The sequence below is a fragment of the Rhizobium sp. ZW T2_16 genome (assembly GCF_044987325.1).
In the GTDB taxonomy this organism is placed as follows: Bacteria; Pseudomonadota; Alphaproteobacteria; order Rhizobiales; family Rhizobiaceae; genus Neorhizobium; species Neorhizobium cellulosilyticum.
Genome location: NZ_JBJDRG010000001.1, coordinates 958,316 through 980,851, shown reverse-complemented (window position 1 = coordinate 980,851; position 22,536 = coordinate 958,316). Strand labels below are relative to the sequence as shown.

General features: G+C 59.1%; 18 protein-coding genes and 1 tRNA gene. 12 read left to right on the top strand and 7 right to left on the bottom strand.

All coding sequences use genetic code 11. The annotated features are described in order from the left end of the window. Window positions 1–124 precede the first annotated feature (124 nt). On the top strand, window positions 125–682 hold the full coding sequence (locus ACI3K0_RS04825; protein ID WP_206823101.1) for a DUF308 domain-containing protein: 558 nt from the start codon (window positions 125–127) through the stop codon (window positions 680–682). On the opposite strand, the gene ACI3K0_RS04820 is transcribed toward ACI3K0_RS04825, so the two are convergent. Continuing rightward, window positions 679–2,748, bottom strand: coding sequence for an ATP-dependent helicase (locus tag ACI3K0_RS04820; RefSeq protein ID WP_206823871.1), 2,070 nt, complete (start codon window positions 2,746–2,748; stop codon window positions 679–681). The two genes, ACI3K0_RS04825 and ACI3K0_RS04820, sit on opposite strands and share 4 nt — an antisense overlap. Before the next feature lie 438 nt (window positions 2,749–3,186). Between ACI3K0_RS04820 and ACI3K0_RS04815 the strand changes: the two genes are divergently transcribed. The 4 genes from ACI3K0_RS04815 (at window position 3,187) to ACI3K0_RS04800 (ending at window position 7,108) form a co-directional block, all read left to right on the top strand. Beyond that, window positions 3,187–4,158, top strand: a complete 972-nt coding sequence (locus ACI3K0_RS04815) for an iron ABC transporter substrate-binding protein (protein WP_404945117.1) — start codon at window positions 3,187–3,189, stop codon at window positions 4,156–4,158. A gap of 88 nt (window positions 4,159–4,246) precedes the next feature. Beyond that, complete coding sequence (locus ACI3K0_RS04810; RefSeq protein ID WP_404945009.1) at window positions 4,247–5,815, top strand: ABC transporter permease; 1,569 nt, start codon at window positions 4,247–4,249, stop codon at window positions 5,813–5,815. Beyond that, window positions 5,812–6,861: an ABC transporter ATP-binding protein gene (locus tag ACI3K0_RS04805; protein WP_404945008.1), complete on the top strand. Its 1,050-nt coding sequence runs from the start codon at window positions 5,812–5,814 to the stop codon at window positions 6,859–6,861. The genes ACI3K0_RS04810 and ACI3K0_RS04805 overlap by 4 nt, the downstream gene beginning before the upstream one ends. A 73-nt stretch (window positions 6,862–6,934) precedes the next feature. Beyond that, on the top strand, window positions 6,935–7,108 hold the full coding sequence (locus tag ACI3K0_RS04800; RefSeq protein WP_112457707.1) for a DUF1328 domain-containing protein: 174 nt from the start codon (window positions 6,935–6,937) through the stop codon (window positions 7,106–7,108). 74 nt (window positions 7,109–7,182) lie between these two features. On the opposite strand, the gene ACI3K0_RS04795 is transcribed toward ACI3K0_RS04800, so the two are convergent. Beyond that, a complete protein-coding gene (locus ACI3K0_RS04795) occupies window positions 7,183–7,419 on the bottom strand; it encodes a hypothetical protein (protein ID WP_183685251.1) in 237 nt (78 codons plus the stop codon). A gap of 386 nt (window positions 7,420–7,805) precedes the next feature. On the opposite strand from ACI3K0_RS04795, the gene ACI3K0_RS04790 reads away from it, so the two are divergent. Then, on the top strand, window positions 7,806–8,006 hold the full coding sequence (locus tag ACI3K0_RS04790; RefSeq protein ID WP_183821075.1) for a hypothetical protein: 201 nt from the start codon (window positions 7,806–7,808) through the stop codon (window positions 8,004–8,006). 129 nt (window positions 8,007–8,135) lie between these two features. Here the strand turns inward: ACI3K0_RS04790 and ACI3K0_RS04785 are convergent. Next, window positions 8,136–8,210: transfer RNA gene (locus tag ACI3K0_RS04785), tRNA-Val, on the bottom strand. A gap of 216 nt (window positions 8,211–8,426) precedes the next feature. Further along, on the bottom strand, window positions 8,427–8,792 hold the full coding sequence (gene cpdR1, locus ACI3K0_RS04780) for a response regulator CpdR1 (RefSeq protein ID WP_112457710.1): 366 nt from the start codon (window positions 8,790–8,792) through the stop codon (window positions 8,427–8,429). A 180-nt stretch (window positions 8,793–8,972) separates the two neighbouring features. Between cpdR1 and ACI3K0_RS04775 the strand changes: the two genes are divergently transcribed. Next, a complete protein-coding gene (locus ACI3K0_RS04775; RefSeq protein ID WP_404945007.1) occupies window positions 8,973–9,860 on the top strand; it encodes an N-formylglutamate amidohydrolase in 888 nt (295 codons plus the stop codon). Between the two features lie 340 nt (window positions 9,861–10,200). After that, complete coding sequence (gene hisN / locus ACI3K0_RS04770; RefSeq protein WP_148143443.1) at window positions 10,201–10,977, top strand: histidinol-phosphatase; 777 nt, start codon at window positions 10,201–10,203, stop codon at window positions 10,975–10,977. A gap of 9 nt (window positions 10,978–10,986) precedes the next feature. Here hisN and ACI3K0_RS04765 read toward each other — a convergent pair whose 3' ends face one another. Next, complete coding sequence (locus ACI3K0_RS04765; RefSeq protein ID WP_148143445.1) at window positions 10,987–11,973, bottom strand: alpha/beta hydrolase; 987 nt, start codon at window positions 11,971–11,973, stop codon at window positions 10,987–10,989. A 137-nt stretch (window positions 11,974–12,110) separates the two neighbouring features. On the opposite strand from ACI3K0_RS04765, the gene aztD reads away from it, so the two are divergent. Continuing rightward, entirely contained in the window at window positions 12,111–13,346 is a 1,236-nt protein-coding gene (aztD, locus tag ACI3K0_RS04760) for a zinc metallochaperone AztD (protein ID WP_404945006.1), read from the top strand. A 398-nt stretch (window positions 13,347–13,744) separates the two neighbouring features. Further along, window positions 13,745–14,227, top strand: a complete 483-nt coding sequence (locus ACI3K0_RS04755) for an Hsp20 family protein (RefSeq protein WP_148143449.1) — start codon at window positions 13,745–13,747, stop codon at window positions 14,225–14,227. A gap of 88 nt (window positions 14,228–14,315) precedes the next feature. On the opposite strand, the gene ACI3K0_RS04750 is transcribed toward ACI3K0_RS04755, so the two are convergent. Beyond that, window positions 14,316–15,314, bottom strand: coding sequence for a bile acid:sodium symporter family protein (locus tag ACI3K0_RS04750; protein WP_404945005.1), 999 nt, complete (start codon window positions 15,312–15,314; stop codon window positions 14,316–14,318). A gap of 103 nt (window positions 15,315–15,417) precedes the next feature. On the opposite strand from ACI3K0_RS04750, the gene ACI3K0_RS04745 reads away from it, so the two are divergent. Beyond that, the gene (locus ACI3K0_RS04745) at window positions 15,418–16,272 is read left to right on the top strand and encodes a LysR family transcriptional regulator (RefSeq protein ID WP_148143454.1); all 855 of its coding nucleotides are present in this window, start codon (window positions 15,418–15,420) and stop codon (window positions 16,270–16,272) included. A gap of 15 nt (window positions 16,273–16,287) precedes the next feature. Here the strand turns inward: ACI3K0_RS04745 and ACI3K0_RS04740 are convergent, their stop codons facing one another. After that, on the bottom strand, window positions 16,288–17,340 hold the full coding sequence (locus tag ACI3K0_RS04740; RefSeq protein WP_404945004.1) for a low specificity L-threonine aldolase: 1,053 nt from the start codon (window positions 17,338–17,340) through the stop codon (window positions 16,288–16,290). 464 nt (window positions 17,341–17,804) lie between these two features. On the opposite strand from ACI3K0_RS04740, the gene gltB reads away from it, so the two are divergent. Further along, on the top strand, window positions 17,805–22,532 hold the full coding sequence (gltB, locus tag ACI3K0_RS04735; RefSeq protein ID WP_404945003.1) for a glutamate synthase large subunit: 4,728 nt from the start codon (window positions 17,805–17,807) through the stop codon (window positions 22,530–22,532). Window positions 22,533–22,536 lie beyond the last annotated feature (4 nt).

Sequence of the window (22,536 nt, the reverse complement as noted above, 5' to 3'; positions counted from 1 at the left end):
CCCAGTCGGAAGGCCGTCAAGAATTGCGGGCTGCTATGCTCGCAAAGTTGTGAGGGCCGGTTCGGATTGACTCTTTTCAATCTATCTACCTATTAGTAGGTAGGCAGTAAATTAGGATCTTACCGTGTCTGTTCAATCCCCCACGCAGTCGAGCTGGCTGCGATCCTATTATTTCGTACGCGCGCTCTTTTCGATCGCGTGGATTGGCGCTGCAGTTCTGGCTCAAGGCCAGATCGCGGCGGCATCGCTGCTACTGGTGATTTACCCGGCCTGGGATGCGATCGCCAATCTTGCCGATGCCCGCGCCAATGGCGGGCTTGCGGCCAACCGGTCGCAAATGCTGAATGTCGTTGCCAGCAGCATCATGACGGTGGTGGTCATCTTCGCGGTGATGAAGAGCAGTTATGCCGTACTTGCAGTCTTCGGCCTCTGGGCAATCCTGTCCGGGCTGCTGCAGCTTTATACCGGTGTGCGGCGCTGGCGGATTGCCGGGGCCCAATGGGTGATGATCCTCAGCGGCGCACAATCCACGCTCGCAGGCGGGTTTATGATCAGCCGTTCGGTGGCCGATGCCGTGCCGACCATTCTCGATATCGTCCCTTATGTCGGCTTCGGCGCCTTCTACTTCCTGCTGTCCGGCCTGTGGCTGACCGTAGCAGCCTACAGGCAGGCAAAGGCCTAACGCCACATGCCACGCATGCGGGCCGTGACGTCTATTCGCACCTGTTGACGATGCTGCCGTTCGGCATCCGACATGGGGGCGACCACCGGCCAGGCGGAGGTTTCGAAGAACTGCAGCAGTGTTGCCGGAATGAAGCGGGTGCGGGCGGCATAGACATGCCGGTCGCCCTGCGAATGCTGTCCATGAACGAAGAAGCGCTGCGGTGTGATGACGTGGAGATGATCCTTGGCGCGGGTCATCGCCACGTAAAGCAGGCGGCGTTCCTCCTCGATCTCGGCCGTCGATCCGACGCCGAGATCGGATGGGATGCAACCGTCGACGCAGTTCAGCAGGAAGACCGAGCGCCATTCCTGTCCTTTGGCCGAGTGAATGGTCGAGAGGATCATGTAATCCTCATCGAGCAGCGGCACACCAGCCTGATCGCTGGTCGCATCCGGCGGATCAAGCGTCAGTTCGGTGAGGAACCGTTCGCGCGAGGCGTAACCCGAGGCGATCTGTTCGAGTTGCAGAAGGTCCGCCTTGCGGGTCTCCGCATCTTCATGGACGCGTTCGAGATGCGGCTGGTACCATTCGCGCGCCGTGCCGATTTCCGCCGGCCAGCCTTCGTTTTTGCGGATGGCGGTCAGCATTTCGATGAAGGCAGGCCAGTCTGCTCCGGAACGGGGCGGGGCGGGGATTTCCTGCAGGGCCGCGAGCGGCTCCGGATCGGTCGCGATTGCATCGAGGATCTTGCCGGCAGTTTGCGGACCGATGCCGGGGATGAGCTGCATCAGCCGGAAACCGGCAACGCGGTCGCGCGGGTTCTGGGCGAAACGCAGCGCCGCCAGCATGTCCTTCACATGGGCGCTGTCCAAAAACTTCAAGCCGCCGAATTTGACGAAGGGAATGTTGCGGCGGGTGAGTTCCACTTCCAGCGGGCCGGAATGGTGCGAGGCGCGAAACAGCACGGCCTGCTGTTTGAGCGTCATGCCGGTCTCGCGGTTTTCCAGCACCTTTTCGACAATGTAATTGGCCTGCTCCGTCTCGTCCTTGACGGCAACGAGGCGAGGGCGCTCTTCCGACTGGCGGTCGGTCCAGAGGTTCTTGGTAAAGCGTTCGCGCGCAAGCTCGATCACGCCGTTTGCCGCAGCAAGGATAGTGTTCGTCGACCGATAATTGCGGTCCAGCGTGACGATATTGGCCGGCGGATCGAATGTATTGGGGAAGTCGAGAATGTTGCGGATCGTCGCGGCGCGGAAGGAATAGATGGACTGCGCATCATCACCGACGACGGTCAGGCCGCGGCCGCCGGGTTTCAGGCCCATCAGGATCGAGGATTGCAGCCGGTTAGTATCCTGATATTCATCGACCATGACGTGGTCGAAGCGGGCGCCAACATCCTCGGCGATAGACGGTTCGCTCATCATCTGCGCCCAGTAGAGCAGCAGGTCGTCGTAATCGAGGACGTTCTGGGTCTGCTTGGCTTCCACATAGGATGCGAAGAGTTCGCGCAGCTGTTTTTCCCAGGCCTGGCACCATGGGAACGAGGTTTTCAGTACTTCGTCGAGCGGTGTTTCGGAATTGACCGCACGGGAGTAGATGGCGAGGCAGGTGCCCTTGGTCGGGAACCGGCTTTCCATCTTGGAGAAACCCAGCTCGTGGCGCACGAGGTTCATCAGGTCGGCGGAATCTTCCCGGTCGTGAATGGTGAAATCCGGGTCGAGGCCGATCTGGTAGGCATAGATGCGCAACAAGCGCGAGCCGATGCCGTGAAACGTGCCGGCCCAGGCGAGCGCATCGGACATGATGCCGCCATTCGCGCCCATAACCTGCTTGCAGATGCGTTCGACACGGCGGCCCATTTCGGTGGCCGCGCGGCGGGAAAAGGTCATCAGCAGAATGCGGCGCGGATCGGCGCCCGAGACGATCAGGTGGGCAACGCGATGTGCGAGCGTGTTGGTCTTGCCTGAGCCGGCACCGGCGATCACCAGAAGCGGACCGGCAGGACCGCCATTCGGGACGTCCGAACCATGCTCGACCGCACGGCGCTGGGCGTCATTCAGTTTTTCCAGATAGGCGACCGACATCAAATTCCGCACGTTGTTCCCGATGTGTTCGTTAGCTGTAACTGATTCGCTCGGGAACAGGCATATGGTGCTGTGGAGAGAGGAGGTAGTGGTGAAGGCAGGATTGGGATGAGCGGCGTTCAGGTGTCTGTCAGGGTCAAGGCGCAATCGGGGCCGGCATCGATCAGACCAGGGACGCACCGCTACAAGCCAGTTTGTTTTTTCACCAGCCAACCTTCATTCCGCTAGATTTTTTTAGCTGATCGAGATGTTTCGATCGGATGTTTATCTTTTTGTTTTTATTGTTTTAATAGTGATTTGTTGTGTCGATTTCTCTGGATTAAACTTGACCAGCCTTGTCCTGTTTGGATATGAGAACACCGTGAGTTTTCCACGGAGGCGATCTTGAAAACTTCTTCTTTCCTGGCAGGCGTAGCGCCCGCCTTTTCCGTTTTTGCTATTTCCGTCCTGTCTCTTTCGTCGCCGGCATCAGCCCAGGTGGCTGACAGCCTCACCATTTACAACGCCCAGCACGAAGGGCTGACCAAGGAATGGGTGGACGCCTTTACCGAAGAGACTGGTATCGTCGTGACCGTTCGCAATGGTGGCGACATGGAAATCGCCAACCAGATCGTACAGGAGGGGGCAAACTCTCCGGCAGACGTATTCCTCACCGAGAACTCGCCGGCGATGGCGCTGGTGGATGGCAAGGGCCTGTTCGAGCCAATCGACAAGGCCACGCTCGATCAGGTGCCGGAACAGTTTCGCCCGGCGAATGGCCATTGGACGGGCATTGCCGCTCGCTCCACGGTCTTTGCCTACGACAAGACGAAGCTCTCTGAAGACAAGCTGCCGAAATCGCTGCTGGATCTGGCCAAGCCTGAATGGAAGGGTCGTTGGGCAGCATCTCCGTCGGGTGCCGATTTCCAGGCGATCGTCGGTGCCCTGCTGCAGTTGAAGGGCGAAGAAGCGACTGCGGCATGGCTGAAGGGCATGAAGGAAAACTTCACCTCCATCCGCGGCAACTCGACGGCGATGAAGGCGGTCAATGCCGGCCAAATCGAAGGCGCGGTGATCTATCACTATTATTATTTCAGTGACCAGGCGAAGACCGGCGAGAACAGCAAGAACGTCTCGCTGCACTATTTCAAGAACCAGGATCCGGGCGCTTTCGTCTCGATTTCGGGCGGTGGCATTCTCGCATCCTCCAAGCACAAGCAGCAGGCGCAGGCTTTCCTCAAATGGGTTGCCGGCAAGGGCGGCCAGAAGATCCTGCGTGACGGCACCTCGTTCGAATATGCCGTCGACAAGGACGAAGCCTCCAACACGGCGCTTGTGCCGCTCGCCGACTTGCAGGCGCCCAAGGTCGAGCCGACCGAGCTTAACAATGCCAAGGTTACCGACATGCTGACGGCCGCCGGCATTCTCTAAGAGCTGGTGCCTTTCCTGAGCCTATAATTCCAGTTAAAGGGAGAGGTCGCAGATGCATCTGCGACCTCTCGTCATATTCAGGTAATCCATGACGTCTTTCGCCGACAGCAAGCCGCTTTCCATGCCACTTCCCCGTCTCCAGTCGGGAAAGCGCGGAACGTTTGTTTTGGCCGTCATCATCGCGTTTCTGGCGCTGCTGCCGCTCGGTTTCGTTTTCTGGGCAACCGCCGTAACGGGCTGGGAAACCGCGTCGCAGATGATCTTTAGGCCGCGTGTCGGCGAGTTGATGACCAATACGCTGCTGCTGGTGCTGTTTACCGTGCCGCTTGCAACCCTGCTCGCCACCTCGCTTGCATGGCTGACGGAACGCAGCGACCTGCCGTTTGCGAGGGGATGGTCGGCGCTCTGCGTTGCGCCGCTCGCCATTCCCGCCTTCGTCCATTCCTATGCCTGGATCGGCATGTGGCCGGGTTTCCACGGATTGCCTGCCGGTATCGCGATTTCCGTCACGGCCTATTTTCCGTTTCTCTATCTGCCGATTTCGGCGGCGCTCAGGCTTCTCGATCCGGCGCTCGAAGACCAGGCCGCTTCGCTCGGCCTTTCCGATGCGGCCGTTTTTCGCCGTGTGGTGCTGCCGCAATTGAGGCTGTCCATTCTCGGTGGCGGATTGCTGGTCGGCTTACATCTTCTGGCCGAATACGGCCTCTATGCGATGATCCGCTTCGACACGTTTACAACCGCGATCGTCGACCAGTTCCAGTCGACCTATAACGGCGTGGCGGCGAACATGCTGGCTCTGGTGCTGGTTTTATGCTGCCTCGTCCTGCTCGGTTTCGATGCGGGCTTGAGAGGCCGTCGGCGTTATGCCCGCATCGGCTCCGGCGTGGCGAGGAAGGCGAGGAAAGTCTCTCTCGGCCGCTGGCGTTATGTCTGCGTGCTGTTGCCAATTGCAGCGGTCGCTTTTGCGCTGGGGATCCCGGCCGTTACCCTCTCGCATTGGCTGATCGCCGGCGGCGGGGAAATCTGGCGGATGAACGAAATCGGCCTGGCGCTTGCCCAGACGCTCGTGATCTGTGTGGTAGGCGGGCTTGCAACGACGCTTGCAGCGCTTCCCATCGCCTGGCTTTCGGTTCGCCGCCCCAGTCGCGGAAGCCGGATCATCGAGGGGTGTTATTATCTCGCCAGTTCGATGCCAGGCGTGGTCGTGGCGCTGGCGCTGGTGACGATCACGGTCAGGGTGGCGCTGCCGCTTTACCAGACGGTTGCAACGATCGTGCTTGCCTATGTCATCATGTTCCTGCCACGCGCACTTGTCAGTCTTCGCGCCAGCATCGCGCAGGTGCCGGCGGAGCTTGAACAGGCGGCTGCGAGTCTCGGACGCTCGCCGGCCAACGCGCTCTGGTCGACCACCGTCAGGCTGGCGGCGCCAGGGGCCGCAGCAGCAGTGGCGCTCTCATCACTCGGCATCATGAACGAACTGACCGCAACGCAGATGCTGGCGCCGAACGGTATCCGCACGCTTGCCATGGCCTTCTGGGCGCTGACCAGCGAGATCGACTATGCCGGTGCCGCACCCTATGCGCTGCTGATGATCCTGTTCTCGCTGCCGATGACGGCACTTCTCCACCATCAATCGAAAAAGATCGCCGGCCGATGAGTTTTGTAGAGATCCAGAGACTACGCAAGAACTTTGGGCCTGTAGTGGCTCTCGACGGGATCGATCTTACCGTCGAGCGTGGCAGCCGCACTGTCGTCGTCGGGCCTTCCGGTTGCGGCAAGACCACGCTGTTGCGCCTGATTGCCGGTTTCGAGGTGGCGGATGCGGGCCGTATCGTTATCGGTGGCGATACTCTGGCCGATGGTGTGAGTGCAATGCCGGCACATAAGCGCAATATCGGCATCGTCGCGCAGGACGGGTGCCTGTTTCCGCATCTGACCGTTGCCGGTAACATCGTCTTCGGCATGACGGAAGAGCAGTCGGCGAGGCAGCGAAGGGCCGCGGAATTGATGGAAATGGTCGGGCTGGAGCGTTCAATGCTGGTGCGGCGGCCGGACGAGCTTTCCGGCGGGCAGCAGCAGCGCGTGGCGCTAGCGCGCGCGCTTGCCCGCAAACCGCGACTGATGCTGCTCGATGAGCCCTTCTCGGCGCTCGATACGGGCCTTCGGGCTCAGACGCGCAAGGCGATCGGCAACGTGTTGAAAGAGGAGGGGATCGCGACGCTGCTCGTCACTCACGATCAGGCCGAAGCGCTGCTCTTTGCCGATCAGCTAGCGGTGATGCGGGGAGGCATTCTCGTGCAATCCGGCCGGCCGCGTGATGTCTATTCGCGCCCGATCGACCCGGCCACAGCCGCGTTTCTCGGCGAAGCGATCGTCCTGCCGGCCGAGATCGCGGATGGATATGCTCATTGCGTGCTGGGGCGGCTGCCGCTTGCTGCCTCCGTGGCTCCCGCGCGGCAGGTGACGATCATGCTGCGGCCAGAGCAGATCAGCGTCACCGAGCCGGGTGAAAGGGCCTGTGAACGGGAAATTCGCGGACGCGTGGTCGAGGCCGGTTTCCGCGGCTCGACCAGCGATCTGCGCATCGTTCTACGCGAAAACGAGAATATCGTCCTCAACATCGAAGTGCCGAGTTCAGTCGACGTGATCGCAGGTCAGGAAATTGCTCTGCGTGTCTCGGGAGCCGCGCACGTATTCAGCTGATTTTGTTCCAGAGACGGGAACCGGGAACATTGGCAAAACGTTATCCGGCCATCGCAATCAAGGACACAAATCCATGCTGAAATGGGCGCTCATTTTCCTCGTCATTTCCCTGATATCGGGTTTCCTCGGCTTTTCGGGAGTTTCCGCCGCGACGGCAGGCATCGCCAAGATCCTGTTCTTCCTGTTCCTGGTTATCTTCCTGATATTCCTCGTGCTTGCACTTATGGCGGGCAGTGCGATCATGTGATCGCTTGAAAGCCTTAAACGATGAAGCCGCCCTTGCGGGCGGCTTTGACGTGTTCCGGCGAAGCTATATGGACTTCATCGTCCCGGGTGTTTCTGGGCGAAGACGAGCAACTGCCAGACGACCGGCCCCAGAAGCGAATGTTCGTGATGGCTTTTCGGGATGGTTGCCCCCTTGTCGACGACAATCTCGTCACCACAGGCCCGACAGCGATAGATGCCGGCATTGGTGACGGGCTGTCCAGGCTTGTAGTCCTGGTCGAAGGCCCACGAATTGGCCTGAACGAGGCGGTCAGAATATTTGTACTGTGCCATCCTGCTTCTCTCGGATCGATGCCTTTGGTCGACGCAAGACTGCCCAAAACAAGTGACCAAACAGTAATTTAGGTCTGAGGCATTGCAGATTTTTTGCCTTTTGGCAGGTTTCGACAAAGATTTCTTCGCTGCAGGATTGCATGAGCATTCGGCATTGTAATCCAGGGTGAATATACGCGGCCTGATTTGTTATCCTTCAGCGGAATGGGGCGGGCCTTCTGGTTCTGTCAGGGAGAGCAGGAACGAGGTGCAGGCTATGACGACCTGATCTGTCCTGAAGCAACATGGTTGCGCTCTGCGCCGAGGCTTTCATCTGTCCAGACCCATTAAGAAGGCGATTTGTCGACAGGCGCGGAACGTGTACTGACGTCTGCAGGAGATAGTCGATGAACGTCAGTAATCCCGTCGAAGGCGATAAGCAGCCGCCGAAGCGAAAGCCGATATGGCCATGGCTGGTTATGCTGGTTCTCACGCTCGCGATAATTTACACCCATCATCGAATATCTTTGATCATCGATGACCTGGCGCAGATGGCGAGAGATTTTATCCAGTTGCTACGATGGATTCTGGCAAAGCTGGAGGGCTAATCGGAAGGTAGGAAAAACTGGCCGGAGCGGACTTTCCGAGTTGGTTCAGCCGAACCCAGCGGCGCTATTCGTGCGTCTTCCAGAAATGCAAAAGGCCTTGTCATTACAAGGCCTTGCTGAAAGTTCGGATGGTGGGCGTGACAGGGATTGAACCTGTGACCCCTACGATGTCAACGTAGTGCTCTCCCGCTGAGCTACACGCCCATCCGATGTCGGCGCATAGACCATACCGTGATCGGGGCGTCAACTGGTTTTTTGGAAGAAATGCGAAGCTTTTTTGACGGGCCTGCATTTCCGGGATTTTTGTGCCTGTGGATGATTGAAGGCGGGATTGGGGGGGGCGGTTATGTGCCGATCCCAAAACACAAAAGGCGCCCGATTGGGCGCCTCGATCGTTCGTCTGATTCCGAAAAAAATGATTCAGGCTGCAGCGAGCATCTTGTTCACTTCGTCGACGAGGTCACGAAGGTGGAAAGGCTTCGACAGGACCTTGGCGTCCTTTGGGGCCTTCGAATCGGAATTCAGGGCAACGGCGGCAAAGCCGGTGATGAACATCACCTTGAGGTCCGGATCGAGTTCGGTGGCGCGGCGGGCGAGCTCGATGCCATCCATCTCCGGCATGACGATGTCGGTCAGCAGAAGAGAGAAGGGCTCTTCGCGAAGTCGATCATAGGCGCTTGCGCCATTGTCGAAAGAGGCGACCTTATATCCCGCCTTTTCCAGTGCCTTCACCAGAAAACGGCGCATATCGTTGTCGTCTTCGGCGAGAAGGATTTTCTGTATCATCGTCGGGACCGTATCCGTGCATGCCTGAGGTTGTATGAGCCTTCCATAATGCCGGCTTACGGTAAATTTCCGTTTAACCGACGCGGAACGGCGTTTGGTGGGCTATACATAGTATGGACTTGGCGTCGGGCAACTGGCAACATGCCACATCAGACTTGTTCGTGACATGGTAAAGGCAGGATGGATCAGTCGACGGGAGATTTTCAGGAATTCGAAGTCAGAGAACCCGCGTTGCAGACCATTCCATTCGTCTTCAATTCACCGCATAGCGGCAACCATTTTCCTGTGGATTTCCTCGCGAGCAGCCATCTGGACTCGCTTTCGATCCGGCGCTCTGCCGATCACTACGTCGATGAGCTTTTTGCCGATGCCCCTGAACTGGGAGCTCCGCTTCTCGTTGCACACTTTCCGCGTGCATATCTCGATGTCAACCGCGAACCGTACGAATTGGACCCGCGGATGTTCGACGGGCCACTGCCGCCCTATGTGAATATAGGGTCGATGAGGGTTGCAGGTGGTCTCGGGACGATTCCGCGGATCGTTGCGGAGAACATGGAGATTTACCGCAAACGACTTTCCGTCGATGAGGGATTGTCCCGTATCGAGGCGATTTATAAACCTTACCACGCCTGCCTGCGAAAACTGATCGCGCGTACCCATGCTCGGTTCGGCATCGGCATCCTGATCGACTGCCATTCGATGCCGGGCAATGTCCGTCTCTCCGGTTCGGATGTGCGGCCGGATTTCATTATTGGTGATCGTTACGGAACGAGTGCGTCGGCCGAGCTTTCGCGCGCAGCGCTGCAGTTCTTCGATGACATGGGTTTTTCCGCCGTGCGCAACAAGCCATATGCGGGCGGGTTCATTACCGAGCATTACGGTCGGCCGGTTCGCGGGCTGCATGCGCTGCAGATCGAGATCAATCGTGGCCTTTATGTCGATGAGGTGACGCTGGAGAAGAAGGCGGAGTTCCCGCTTGTTGCTGCAGCGCTTTCTACCTTCATGCGGCAGATGGCGGAGTTGGTTGGTGACTTTGCCGACGATGCGGGTGCACTCGCGGCGGAATAGCCGCTTTTCCCTTGGCTCCAGAGAGCAATCCTGACTTTGCGCCTTTGTGCCGGCTTTGGCTGTCATGTGGGCAAAAAAAACCGCGCTCATCGCGCGGCTAAGTCTAGGGAGGAAACACCCAAGGAGGGTATTTACAGTCAAAGACTGTGCTTATGAAAATACGGCCGCATATGCACATTTGTCAAGCAGATTTTTGATGTGATTAAATTTGCGTCATTTTTGGGCTTTTTGATTAACTGGGTGGCAATGAAAGCGGTTTTCTTTGGCAGAAGGACGCCTTAAGAAGGATTTGACCTGCCTACGCTCAACGTTTTCACGCCACAAACCCAAGGATTTGCCGATGTTGCCTGACCGCGATTTCTTCGATGCGCTTGCCGATGCCGCCAAGGGTGAGACGCTGCCGCGGTTTCGCACCGGAATTTCCGTCGTCAACAAACTGGCCGGCGGTTTCGATCCGGTAACAGAAGGTGACCGCGCAGCTGAAACGGCTATCCGTGCGCTGATTGAAGAGCGTTTTCCCGAACATGGCATACTTGGCGAGGAGCATGAAAGCATCGGGCTCGATCGCGAGCATGTCTGGGTGATCGATCCGATCGACGGAACGCGGGCGTTCATTTCCGGCCTGCCTGTCTGGGGCACGCTGATCGGTTTCCGCTCCAATGGACGCGCGACCATGGGGATGATGGACCAGCCGTTCATTGGCGAGCGTTATTTCGCCGATGGCAATCGTTCGTGGTATTCGGGGCCGGACGGCGAGCGGCAGATTTCGGTGCGTGACTGCGGATCGCTTTCCGATGCCATCCTGTTCACGACCTCGCCGCATATCTTTCAGGGGGATGACCTGAAGCGCTATCGGGCCGTCGAGGAGAAGGTGCGGCTGTTTCGGTATGGCTGCGATTGTTATGCCTATGCGCTGCTTGCGGCGGGGCATGTCGATCTCGTCGTCGAAAATAGCCTGCAGCCGTATGATGTCGGGGCGCTGATCCCGATCATCGAACAGGCCGGCGGTATCATCACGACCTGGGACGGTGGCCGACCGGAGAATGGCGGCAATATCATCGCAGCCGGCTCGAAGGCCGTTTACGAGCAGGCTATGGCGTTGCTCGACGGGCGGTGATCAAGATCGTCAGGCGGCGGTTTCTGCCATTTCCAGCCCGCCATCGAGGCCGGGCATGAAGGTCTCGATCGCATCCATGGCCTGGGCGCGATAGATATCCTTCTCCTGAAACAGTTCGTGCCGGCCACCGGTGACGGGGATGAGCTGTCCGGCACGAAAATTCCGCGACAGATTTTCCTGCAGGCGGTAGGGCACGACGCCGTCGAGAACGGGTGCGAGGATCAATGTCGGGATGGTGATTTCCATCAGGTGCGACTGCAGTGATACGCGGGAGGCTGCTTTCAGCGTTTCGTGCACCCAGCGCGCCGTGGGAGCGCCGACAGTCAGGTCTTCGAAACTGCGATAAAGTTCGAGATTACGTTCGAAACGCTTCCGGTCTCCCGTCAGGCCATTGCCCTCGAAGGGGATCAGTCGTCGGTCGCCGCCGAGCTGTACGCCACCGAAGCCGGTCCAGGACATCAGTCGCGCCAGAGGGCGGGCGAATTTTTCCGATGCGGGCTGACCATGGAAGCCGACATAGGGGGATGCGAGCGCCATCCTGCTGATACGGTTCGACAGGCGCGGTGCGACTGAGAGGGCAATCAGCGCGCCGGTGGAATGGGCGACAAGGAAGAAGGGCAGGCGGGCATCCGGCAGAACGACCTGTTCCAGAAAGATCTCGAGATCCTTCTCGTAATCGGAAAAGCGCCGGACATGCCCTTTCCTGGCATCTTTCTTCAGCCGGTCGGATCCGCCTTGCCCGCGCAGGTCATATGTTGCGACCCACAGGCCCATCGCGTTCAGATGGCGGATGGTCTCGAAATATTTCTCGATGAACTCGTTGCGACCCTGCAGCAAAACGATGGTGCCGCGTGCCGGCACGATATCCGAGCGGAACAGGCCGTAGCGGATTTTCACGCCGCGATGGCCGGCAAAATAGCCCGCGGAGTAATTGTCCGGCGCAGGGTTTTCCGGCGTGGGGCGAAGGATGTCGTGGCTGATCTGGTTCTCGCTCATGAATTCAGCGTTAGGCGAGTGCGGCTGCAGGTCAAGCAAAATCGCGTCTTCCAGAATTATGCGTGGAGTGTGGGTGGACATGGGTGACGTAACTGTATAACGCATCATATGTAATGTTATTACATATAGGAGAGGTTATGTCCCATTTGTTGCGTGTTGCCGGATTTACGGCGACCCTTCTCGCCTCGAGCGCGGTGTTTGGATCCGTTGCATTTGCAGAGGAAAAGGATGCGGAGACGTGGCGGTTGTTCGTTGCCGATCACACTCTGCCAGTGGTGCGCGCCATCGATCTTTCGTCCGGCAAGGAGATCGGCAAGTTCGATCTGGAAGGATATGCAGCGCTTTCAGTGAGTGACAGCGGGCGGACGGTTTTCGCCGTTCAGGGTGACGAGAATATCGTTCATGCCTTCTCAACCGGAATTGCGCTGTCGGATCATGGCGAGCATCGCGATATCGAAATCAACGAACCGAAACTGGTCTCGACGGTGATCAGGGGGCAGAAGCCCGGCCATGTCGTCACCCATGGTGATCAGGTCGCCGTTTTCTACGATCGGGAAGCGAAGTTCGATCTGGTCAGCGAAGAGGCGCTTGCGGATGGCGATGCCAAGCTGAAGGCCTTCGACACGATCGCAGCCCATCATGGTGTCGCCGTTCCTGTCGGCAATCATTTCCTCGTTTCGGTGCCGAATACCGAGGTGGCGGTGAAGGAGGGCGAATTGCCGCCGCGTCTCGGCCTGCGTGTCGTCGATGCCGATGGCAAGCAGGTGGGCGAGGTCGCGACCTGCACCGGCCTGCATGGCGAGGCAAGCTCTGCGCGGCTTGTCGCCTTCGGTTGCGAAGAAGGCGTTCTCGTTGCGCGGCCGGGCGGCATGGATGGGCCGAAGCTTGAGATGCTCGGCTATGGCAAGGACCTGCCGAAGGGAAAGGTGTCGACGCTACTGGGCGGAAAATCGATGCAGTTCTTTCTCGGCAATTACGGTGAGGACAATATCGTGCTTGTCGATCCGGACAGCGCTGAGGAGGCTTATCGCCTGATCGAGCTGCCGACGCGACGTGTCGACTTCGCGCTCGATCCTGCCGATCCGCATAGCGCCTATGTGCTGACCGAAGACGGCAAGCTGCATCTCATCGATGTGGTGAAGGGGGAGATCGTCAAGAGCGAGACGGTAACCGAGCCTTACAGCAAGGATGGCCACTGGCGCGATCCCCGTCCGCGGCTGGCTGTTGCTGATGGTCAGATCGCCGTCACCGATCCGCGCAAGAGCCTCGTTCGCGTTGTCGATGGGGACAACCTGAAGGAGGTGCGGACCATCACCGTGGAAGGTAAGCCCTTCGCCATCGTGGCGGCCGGCGGATCTGGCGCGGTGCACTGAGCCACACCATTTCCCGTCAGGGTGAGCGTTGGTCCGGCTGACGCTCACCTCGTTGCGAGGTGAGAAAAGAGGGCCGGAACCGGCGACACGGGGATGACAGCGCGGTTCCGGCAAGGCTGACCGAAGCGACGGGACGAATATGCTTCGGTCCAAGGAGGCATGCCGCCTTCCAGAACCTTGCTTCTAGCAATATGGGGCTGAACCTCAGCAAAACCTGCTGTTCATGCGGTGTTCATTGGCAAAACGGCTGTGACGTATCGGGGTCTTGAAGGGCGTGGCTGCAATTCCCATCTTCACTCTGCAGGCGCCGAAAGGGTCTGCTCAACGGGGTCCTCATCGCCATTACGGGATGTTGACACCCAAGTGAAAACCGCAACGTCGCTTCAATGGAGGACATTATGCGTCACGTCGATTTTTCCCCGCTTTACCGCTCCACCGTCGGTTTCGACCGGCTTTTCAATCTTCTCGACAATCGCAACTTTGGCGATCAGGGGCAGAGCTATCCGCCCTATAACATCGAGCGGACCGGTGAAAATACCTATCGCATCACCATGGCTGTCGCCGGTTTCGACGAAAAGGAACTTTCGATCGAATTCCAGGCCCATGCACTCACCGTGAAGGGTGAAAAGGCCGAAGAAGATGGTGCTGACCAGAACGAGTTTCTCTATCGCGGTATCGCCAAGCGCGCCTTCGAGCGACGCTTCCAGCTTGCCGATCACGTCGAAGTCGAAACCGCTTCGCTGAAGAACGGATTGCTTCATATCGACCTCGTCCGGAATATTCCGGAAGCGATGAAGCCCCGCCGTATCTCGATTGCAGCTGAAGCCGGCGACACGACCAAAACGATCGAAGCCCAGGTCGCTCCGCAGCAGGTGAACTAACGCTTTCGTCTCTGATCCTCCCATCAAGGACCGCAAGCCGCCGCCCCTTCCTTTCGCGAGGAGGGGGCGTTTTTGTATCCGGGCCTGGTTAAGCCGCTGCCGGTTCCGCCTTCAGTTCCTTTGCTTTCAGGCGGTCCGCATATTTCTGCGCCAGCACTGCACAGGTCATCAGCTGGATCTGGTGGAAGAGCATGATCGGCAGAACGATCGCGCCGATCGATGCGGAATTGCCGGAAAAGATTGCATTTGCCATCGGCACGCCTGATGCCAGCGACTTCTTCGAACCGCAGAAGGTGATGGTGATCTCGTCTTCCTTGCTGAATCCGAGCAGTCTGCTGCCGAACATCGTGATGCAGAGTACGGCGGCCAGCAGGACGATATCGAGGCCAATGACGACGGCGATATCGGTGAGCGAGAAGGTTTTCCATATGCCTTCGATGACGGCCGTCGAGAAGGCGAGATAGACCACCATCAGGATCGAGCCGCGATCAAACGGCATCAGCAACTTCTTCTTCGAGCGGATCCAGTTGCCGATCCAGGGCTGCAGGAGCTGGCCGAGGACGAAGGGGGCGAGTAGCTGCAGCGCGATCTTTTCCAGAGCATCAAGCGAAACCCCGCCGCCGCCCGTCGTCGACAGAAGCAATGCGATGAGGGCAGGGGTCAGGAACATGCCGAGAATGTTGGAGCCAGATGCTGCGACGATGGCGGCCGGAACGTTGCCTCCGGCCATTGAGGTGAAGGCGATCGATGACTGCACGGTAGACGGCAAAACGCAAAGGAACAGCATGCCGAGATAAAGCGGTGCCGGCAGTATGCTTTCGGGAATGAAACCTAGGGCAAGCCCGAGAAGCGGGAAGATGGCGAATGTGGTGAGCACGATCGTCAGGTGCAGGCGCCAGTGCAGTACGCCGGCGACAACCGTGTCGCGGGCAAGGCGTGCGCCATGCAGGAAGAAGAGAAGGCCGATGGCGATATCCGTCGCAATGGCGAACCAGTCTGCCCAAGTGCCGTAAATGGGAAAGAATGACGCAAGGATCACGGTTCCCAGCAGCATCATCGTATATAGATCGGGCAGAAAGCGCTTCATCACATGCTCCGCGGGCCTTGGCCCTCAAGGGTGGGTAGATTGCGGTTTCTATTATCGTAAAGTAGAATGCAAACACTAACAGTTATCATGAAGCGCGATAGCAATGCTGAACCTTCATCATCTCGACAGTTTTCTCATGCTGCAGCAGACGGGCAGTTTTACCGAGGCTGCGGCTAGGCTCGGTGTCGGGCAGTCGACCGTAACGCAGCATATTCAGCGGCTGGAAAAATCGCTGGGACGCCAGTTGGTGTTTCGCGACACACATCAGGTGAGGCTGACGGCGGATGGCGAGGCGCTTGTCGGTTATGCGCGGGGGATGCTGGATCTCAATGGTCAGGTCCTGTCGCTTTTCGGTGAAAGCCGGCTGCGCGGGCGGCTGAGGCTCGGTGTGTCCGAGGATGTGGTCGCCAACCGGTTGACGGGGATATTGGAGGATTTCATTCGCCTCCATCCGCTGGTCGATCTGGAGCTGACTGTTGCGCTGTCGGCGGTGCTCAACCAGATGCAGGATGCCGGCGATCTGGATCTGGTGCTCGCCAAGCGGCATGTCGGCGAAACGCATGGCAAGCTTCTGTACCGCGAGCCGTTGGTCTGGCTTGCGCGTGATCCGCACTTCGCTCCGGCCAGGGATGCGGTTCTGCCGCTGATCGCATTTCCGCCGCCCTCCATTACCCGACGGGTGGTGCAGGAGGCGCTGGATCGGGAGAAGCTTGCGTGGCGCGTCGTCTGTACCTGCGGCAGCCTGAGCGGGCTGACCGCTGCGGCGCGCGCCGGCATGGGCGTGATGGTGCAGCCGCGCAGCATGGTGCCTGAGGGCCTGCGTGAGATTGCCGGTGACCGCCTGCCGCGGCTTGAAGACGTGGAGTTCGTGCTGATCCCGCGGCGTGGCGCCGATGCGGTGATGGTTGAGGCCCTGTCGAGCCTGATTGCGGCACGCATCGTGCCGCAATCGATTTAAGCGTCGAATCCGATCTTACGCAGAAGCGCAGATCGACAGGAACTGGTCGACATCCTCTTCGGTCGTAGCAAAAGAGGTGACCATGCGGATGAGAGCTTCATCCTTGCCGACTTTTTCCGGCATGTCGCGCGGTTCCAGCCAGTCGTAGAATTTCGCGCCCTGTTCGGCTGCAGCCTTGGCTGAGGCTTTGGGCAGGACGGCGAAGACTTCATTTGCTTCGGTCGGCCATGCCAGGCGTGCGCTGTTGAGCGAGCTAAAGCCTGTGCGCAGGCGATCAGCCATCGTATTGGCATGCTTGGCCAGGCCTAACCACAGATCATCCTGGAGATACGCTTCGAACTGTGCGGCGATAAAGCGCGACTTGGAGAAAAGCTGGGCGGTGCGCTTGCGCAGAAATGCGAAGTCCTTGGCGAGCTGTGGGTCGAAGAATACGATGGCTTCGGCGCACCAGCAGCCGTTCTTTGTGCCGCCGAAAGAGAGCACGTCTACGCCGCGCTTCCAGGTCATTTCCGCCGGCGTGCAGCCGAGTGAAACCAGAGCATTGGCAAAGCGCGCGCCGTCCATGTGCAGCGGCAAACCATTTTGCTTGGCGATTTTCGAGATCGTGTCGATTTCGTCGAGCGTATAGATGGTGCCGACTTCCGTTGCCTGGGTCATGGTGACGGCGGCGGCGCGGCCATGGTGGACGGCGTCCTGAGGGTAGCGCGCAATCCGCTCCAGAAGGTTTTCCGGAAGCATCTTGCCGGCCGGGCCCTCGACACCAACCATGCGCATGCCGGAGAAGAAGTCCGGGGCGCCGCATTCGTCTTCGATCACATGCGCTTCGGTGTGGCAGAAGGTCAGGCCGCCGGGGCGGGCGATGCTGGCAAGCGAGAGCGAATTGGCGGCCGTGCCGGTGGCGACAAAAAAGACCGCGACCTCTTTTTCAAAGATCTCGTTGAAGCGCTGCTCGATGGAGCGGTCGAGTTCGCTCGTTCCATAGGCTGCGGCGAAACGAGTCGATTCCTTCGACAGGCGTTCGTTGATGGCAGGATGGGCTCCTGCCCAATTGTCGGAGGCGAAGAACATGAATTGACACCTTGGGGTGGTTGGGAGGTGCCGGGAGATTAAGACTTTTTCGCATTCGTGCAACGGCAAAGCCTGTCTCCGACGGGTGGACCTATTCGCATGGCAATGAAAGGGTTTATCGGATCGGCTTTGCGCAATTAAATTACTCAAACCCCTTTGTTTTGCGTAATGGACTGTCGCGTCGCGTGCAGATTTTTGCAGACACGCCCTTGTGAGAAAGTTAAAATCATGCGATATCAGATTGAGAAATAGGTCAGCTTTTCTGTCCTAATTTGTTCGGCGATCAGCTTTGAACTCGTGTCCAGCCGCCGAATTTGACGCCGATCTGGTTTGAGCTTTGAGCCGTTACAGGTTCTTAGCCCGATTCTGGAGCGGCGCCGTTGCGTGACTGGTGATGGCTCTGTCATCTCCAGGATTTGATGGGGTGCCACCTTGCTCGCTGAAGATAGCGGCCAACAGGAGGAATGACGATGACGAAGAAGGTTCTAGATCAGCACTGTCCCACCGACATGGCCTCGGCGAAAGCCGGACAGGGCGTGCCTTTCGTCGCGTCAGGCATTCCTGCCGCCCAAGGCCTTTATGATCCGCGCAACGAGCATGATGCCTGCGGCGTCGGCTTCATTGCCAATATGAAGGGCCAGAAGTCTCACCAGATCGTCAAGGACGGCCTGTTCATCCTGGAAAACCTGACGCATCGCGGTGCTGTCGGTGCCGACCCTCTGATGGGTGATGGCGCGGGTATTCTTGTGCAGATCCCTGATCGTTTCTTCCGTGAAGAAATGGCAAAGCAGGGCATAACGCTGCCGAAGGCCGGTGAATATGCCGTTGGTCATTTCTTCCTGCCGCGCGATGCCGAGCAGATCGAGCATTTCAAGAAGGTCATCATCGATGTGATCGCCGAAGAGGGGCAGCAGTTCCTCGGCTTCCGCGATGTGCCGGTCGATAATTCCTCGCTCTCCAAGGCGCCGGATATTGCCGCCACCGAGCCCTATCATCTGCAGGTCTTTATCGGTGCGGGGCGCGATGCCGCGACCAATGCCGAATTCGAGCGCCAGCTCTTCCTCGTCCGCAAGGTGATTTCCAACCGCATCTACGACCAGTTCGGTGGTCAGGAGACCGGCTTCTACCCGGTTTCGCTGTCGTCCTCGACGATCGTCTACAAGGGCATGTTCCTCGCTTATCAGGTCGGCGCCTATTATAAGGACTTGGCAGATCCGCGTTTCGAGACGGCCGTGGCGCTGGTTCACCAGCGTTTCTCGACCAACACTTTCCCGTCCTGGAAGCTGGCGCACCCGTATCGCATGGTCGCGCATAACGGCGAAATCAACACGCTGCGCTCCAACGTCAACTGGATGGCCGCACGTCAGGCTTCCGTGTCCTCGCCGCTTTTTGGTGAACACATCTCCAAGCTCTGGCCGATCTCCTATGAAGGCCAGTCGGATACGGCCTGCTTCGACAACGCGCTCGAATTCCTGCTTCGCGGCGGTTATTCGCTGGCGCATGCGATGATGATGCTGATCCCGGAAGCATGGGCCGGTAACCAGTCCATGTCGAAGGAGCGCAAGGCGTTCTACGAATATCACGCTGCCCTGATGGAGCCGTGGGACGGTCCGGCTGCCGTCTGCTTTACTGATGGCAAGCAGATTGGCGCGACGCTTGACCGTAACGGCCTGCGTCCGGCCCGGTATCTCGTCACCGATGACGACCGCGTCATTCTCGCATCCGAAGCGGGCACGTTGCCGGTGCCGGAAGAGAAGATCATCAAGAAGTGGCGCCTCCAGCCGGGCAAGATGCTGCTGATCGACATGGAGAAGGGCCAGATCATCTCCGACGAGGAGCTGAAGACGACGCTTGCGACCCGTCACCCTTACGAAAAGTGGCTGGACCGCACGCAGCTCATCCTCGAAGATTTGAAGCCTGTGGAGCCGCGCGCGCTGCGCCGTGACGTTTCGCTGCTCGATCGCCAGCAGGCCTTCGGTTACACGACCGAGGACACGAAGATCCTGATGTCGCCGATGGCGACGACCGGTCAGGAAGCCGTCGGTTCGATGGGCACCGATACGCCGATCTCGGCGATGTCGGACAAGTCGAAGCTGCTCTATACCTATTTCAAGCAGAACTTCGCGCAGGTGACGAACCCGCCGATCGATCCGATCCGCGAAGAACTCGTCATGAGCCTCGTGTCCTTCATCGGTCCGCGCCCGAACATTCTCGACCATGAAGGCATGGCGAATGCCAAGCGTCTGGAAGTGCGCCAGCCGATCCTGACCAATGGCGATCTGGAAAAAATCCGCTCGATCGGTCACACGGAAGATCGCTTCGACACCAAGACGCTCGATTTCACCTATGACATCGAGCGCGGCGCCGAAGGCATGCCGGAAATGCTCGATCGTCTCTGCGAACGCGCAGAGGCTGCGGTCAAGGGCGGCTACAACATCATCGTGCTGTCCGACCGCCAGATTGGCCCTGACCGTATCGCGATCCCGGCGCTTCTGGCGACGGCTGCCGTGCATCACCACCTGATCCGCAAGGGGCTTCGCACCTCGGTCGGTCTCGTCGTTGAATCCGGCGAGCCGCGCGAGATCCATCACTTCTGTCTTCTGGCCGGTTACGGTGCGGAAGCGATCAACCCCTATCTCGCGTTCGACACGCTGACCGACATGCATATGCGCGGCGAATTCCCCAAGGAAGTCGACGCCGGCGAGATGGTCTATCGCTATATCAAGGCGGTCGGTAAGGGCATCCTCAAGGTCATGTCCAAGATGGGCATTTCGACCTACCAGTCTTATTGCGGCGGTCAGATCTTTGACGCCGTCGGCCTGAACTCCGAGCTGGTCAATCAGTATTTCTTCGGTACCGCGACGTCGATCGAAGGCATCGGCCTCACCGAAATCGCCGAGGAAACCGTCAGCCGCCATGCATCGGCCTTCGGCAAGGACCCGGTTCTGGCCTCGTCGCTCGATATCGGCGGCGAGTATGCCTACCGCATGCGCGGCGAAAGCCATGCCTGGACGCCGGATGTGGTGGCGACCCTGCAGCACGCCGTGCGCGGCAACAGCCAGGATCGCTACCGCGAGTTCGCCCAGATGGTGAACGAGAGCGCGGTTCGGATGAACACGATCCGCGGCCTGTTCAAGATCAAGTCGGCGGAAGCGCTTGGCCGCAAGCCTGTGTCGCTCGATGAGGTCGAACCGGCTGTCGATATCGTCAAGCGGTTCTCGACGGGCGCGATGTCCTTCGGCTCGATTTCCCGCGAAGCGCATACGACGCTTGCGATCGCCATGAACCGGATCGGCGGCAAGTCGAACACGGGTGAAGGCGGTGAAGAGAGCGATCGCTATCTTCCGCTGCCGGACGGTTCGATGAACCCCGAGCGTTCGGCAATCAAGCAGATCGCGTCCGGCCGCTTCGGTGTGACGACCGAATATCTGGTCAATGCCGACATGCTGCAGATCAAGGTGGCGCAGGGTGCGAAGCCCGGCGAAGGTGGGCAGCTGCCCGGCCACAAGGTCGATGCGACCGTCGCCAAGACTCGTCACTCGACGCCGGGCGTGGGCCTCATTTCGCCACCGCCGCACCATGACATCTATTCGATCGAAGATCTGGCACAGCTGATCTACGACCTGAAGAACGTCAACCCGACCTCGGATATCTCGGTCAAGCTCGTCTCCGAAGTCGGCGTCGGCACGGTTGCCGCCGGTGTGGCCAAGGCACGTGCGGACCATATCACGGTCGCAGGCTTCGACGGGGGCACGGGTGCATCGCCGCTCACCTCGCTGAAACATGCCGGTTCGCCTTGGGAAATCGGCCTTGCGGAAACCCAGCAGACGCTGGTGCTGAACGGCCTGCGTTCGCGCATCGCCCTGCAGGTGGATGGCGGCCTGAAGACTGGCCGTGACGTCATCATCGGCGCGCTGCTCGGTGCCGACGAATTCGGTTTCGCGACGGCTCCGGTCATCGCTGCCGGCTGCATCATGATGCGCAAGTGCCACCTGAACACTTGCCCGGTCGGCGTTGCCACGCAGGACCCGGTTCTGCGCAAGCGCTTCAAGGGTACGCCGGAGCACGTGATCAACTACTTCTTCTTCGTTGCCGAAGAAGTACGCGAGATCCTGGCATCGCTCGGCTTTACCAAGTTCGACGAGATCATCGGCCTGTCCGACCTGCTCGAGAAGGACGACATGCTGGCGCACTGGAAGTCTCAGGGTCTCGATTTCTCCAAGATCTTCCACAAGGTAGAAGCTCCGAAGAGCGCTACCTACTGGACCGAGCGTCAGAAGCATCCGATCGACGACATTCTCGACCGCAAGATGATCGAGAAGTCGCAGGCAGCCCTTGAAAGCAAGGAGCCGGTTGTCTTCGAAGTGCCGATCAAGAACGTCGACCGTTCTGCCGGCGCGATGCTTTCGGGTGAGCTTGCCAAGCGCTGGGGCCAGAAGGGTCTGAAGGACGACACGATCCATGTGACGCTGACGGGTACCGCCGGCCAGTCCTTCGGCGCCTTCCTTGCGCGCGGCATCACCTTTGATCTGGTTGGTGACGGCAACGACTATGTCGGCAAGGGCTTGTCCGGTGGCCGGATCATTGTGCGTCCGCCGGAAAACTCGAAGATCGTTGCCGAAAACTCGATCATCGTCGGCAATACGGTACTTTACGGCGCGACGACCGGTGAGTGCTATTTCCGCGGCGTTGCCGGTGAGCGTTTCTCGGTGCGCAATTCCGGGGCGATCGCGGTTGTCGAAGGCGTGGGTGACCATGGCTGCGAATACATGACCGGCGGCATTGTCGTCGTTCTCGGCGAAACGGGTCGCAACTTTGCGGCCGGCATGTCGGGCGGCGTCGCTTACGTGCTGGACGAGAAGGGCGATTTCGCCAAGCGCTGCAACATGGCGATGGTCGAGCTCGAGCCGGTTCCGGAAGAAGACGACATGCTGGAGAAGCTGCACCATCACGGCGGCGATATCATGCACAAGGGACGTGTCGACGTTTCCGAGGACATGACGCGTCACGACGAGGAGCGTCTCTACCAGCTGATCTCCAACCACATGCATTACACCGGTTCGACCCGCGCCAAGGATATCCTTGATCGCTGGAGCGAGTTCCGGCCAAAGTTCCGCAAGGTCATGCCGGTCGAATATCGCCGCGCGCTGGTCGAGATGGAACGCATGCGGATGGGCGTGGCTGCGGAGTAAGCCA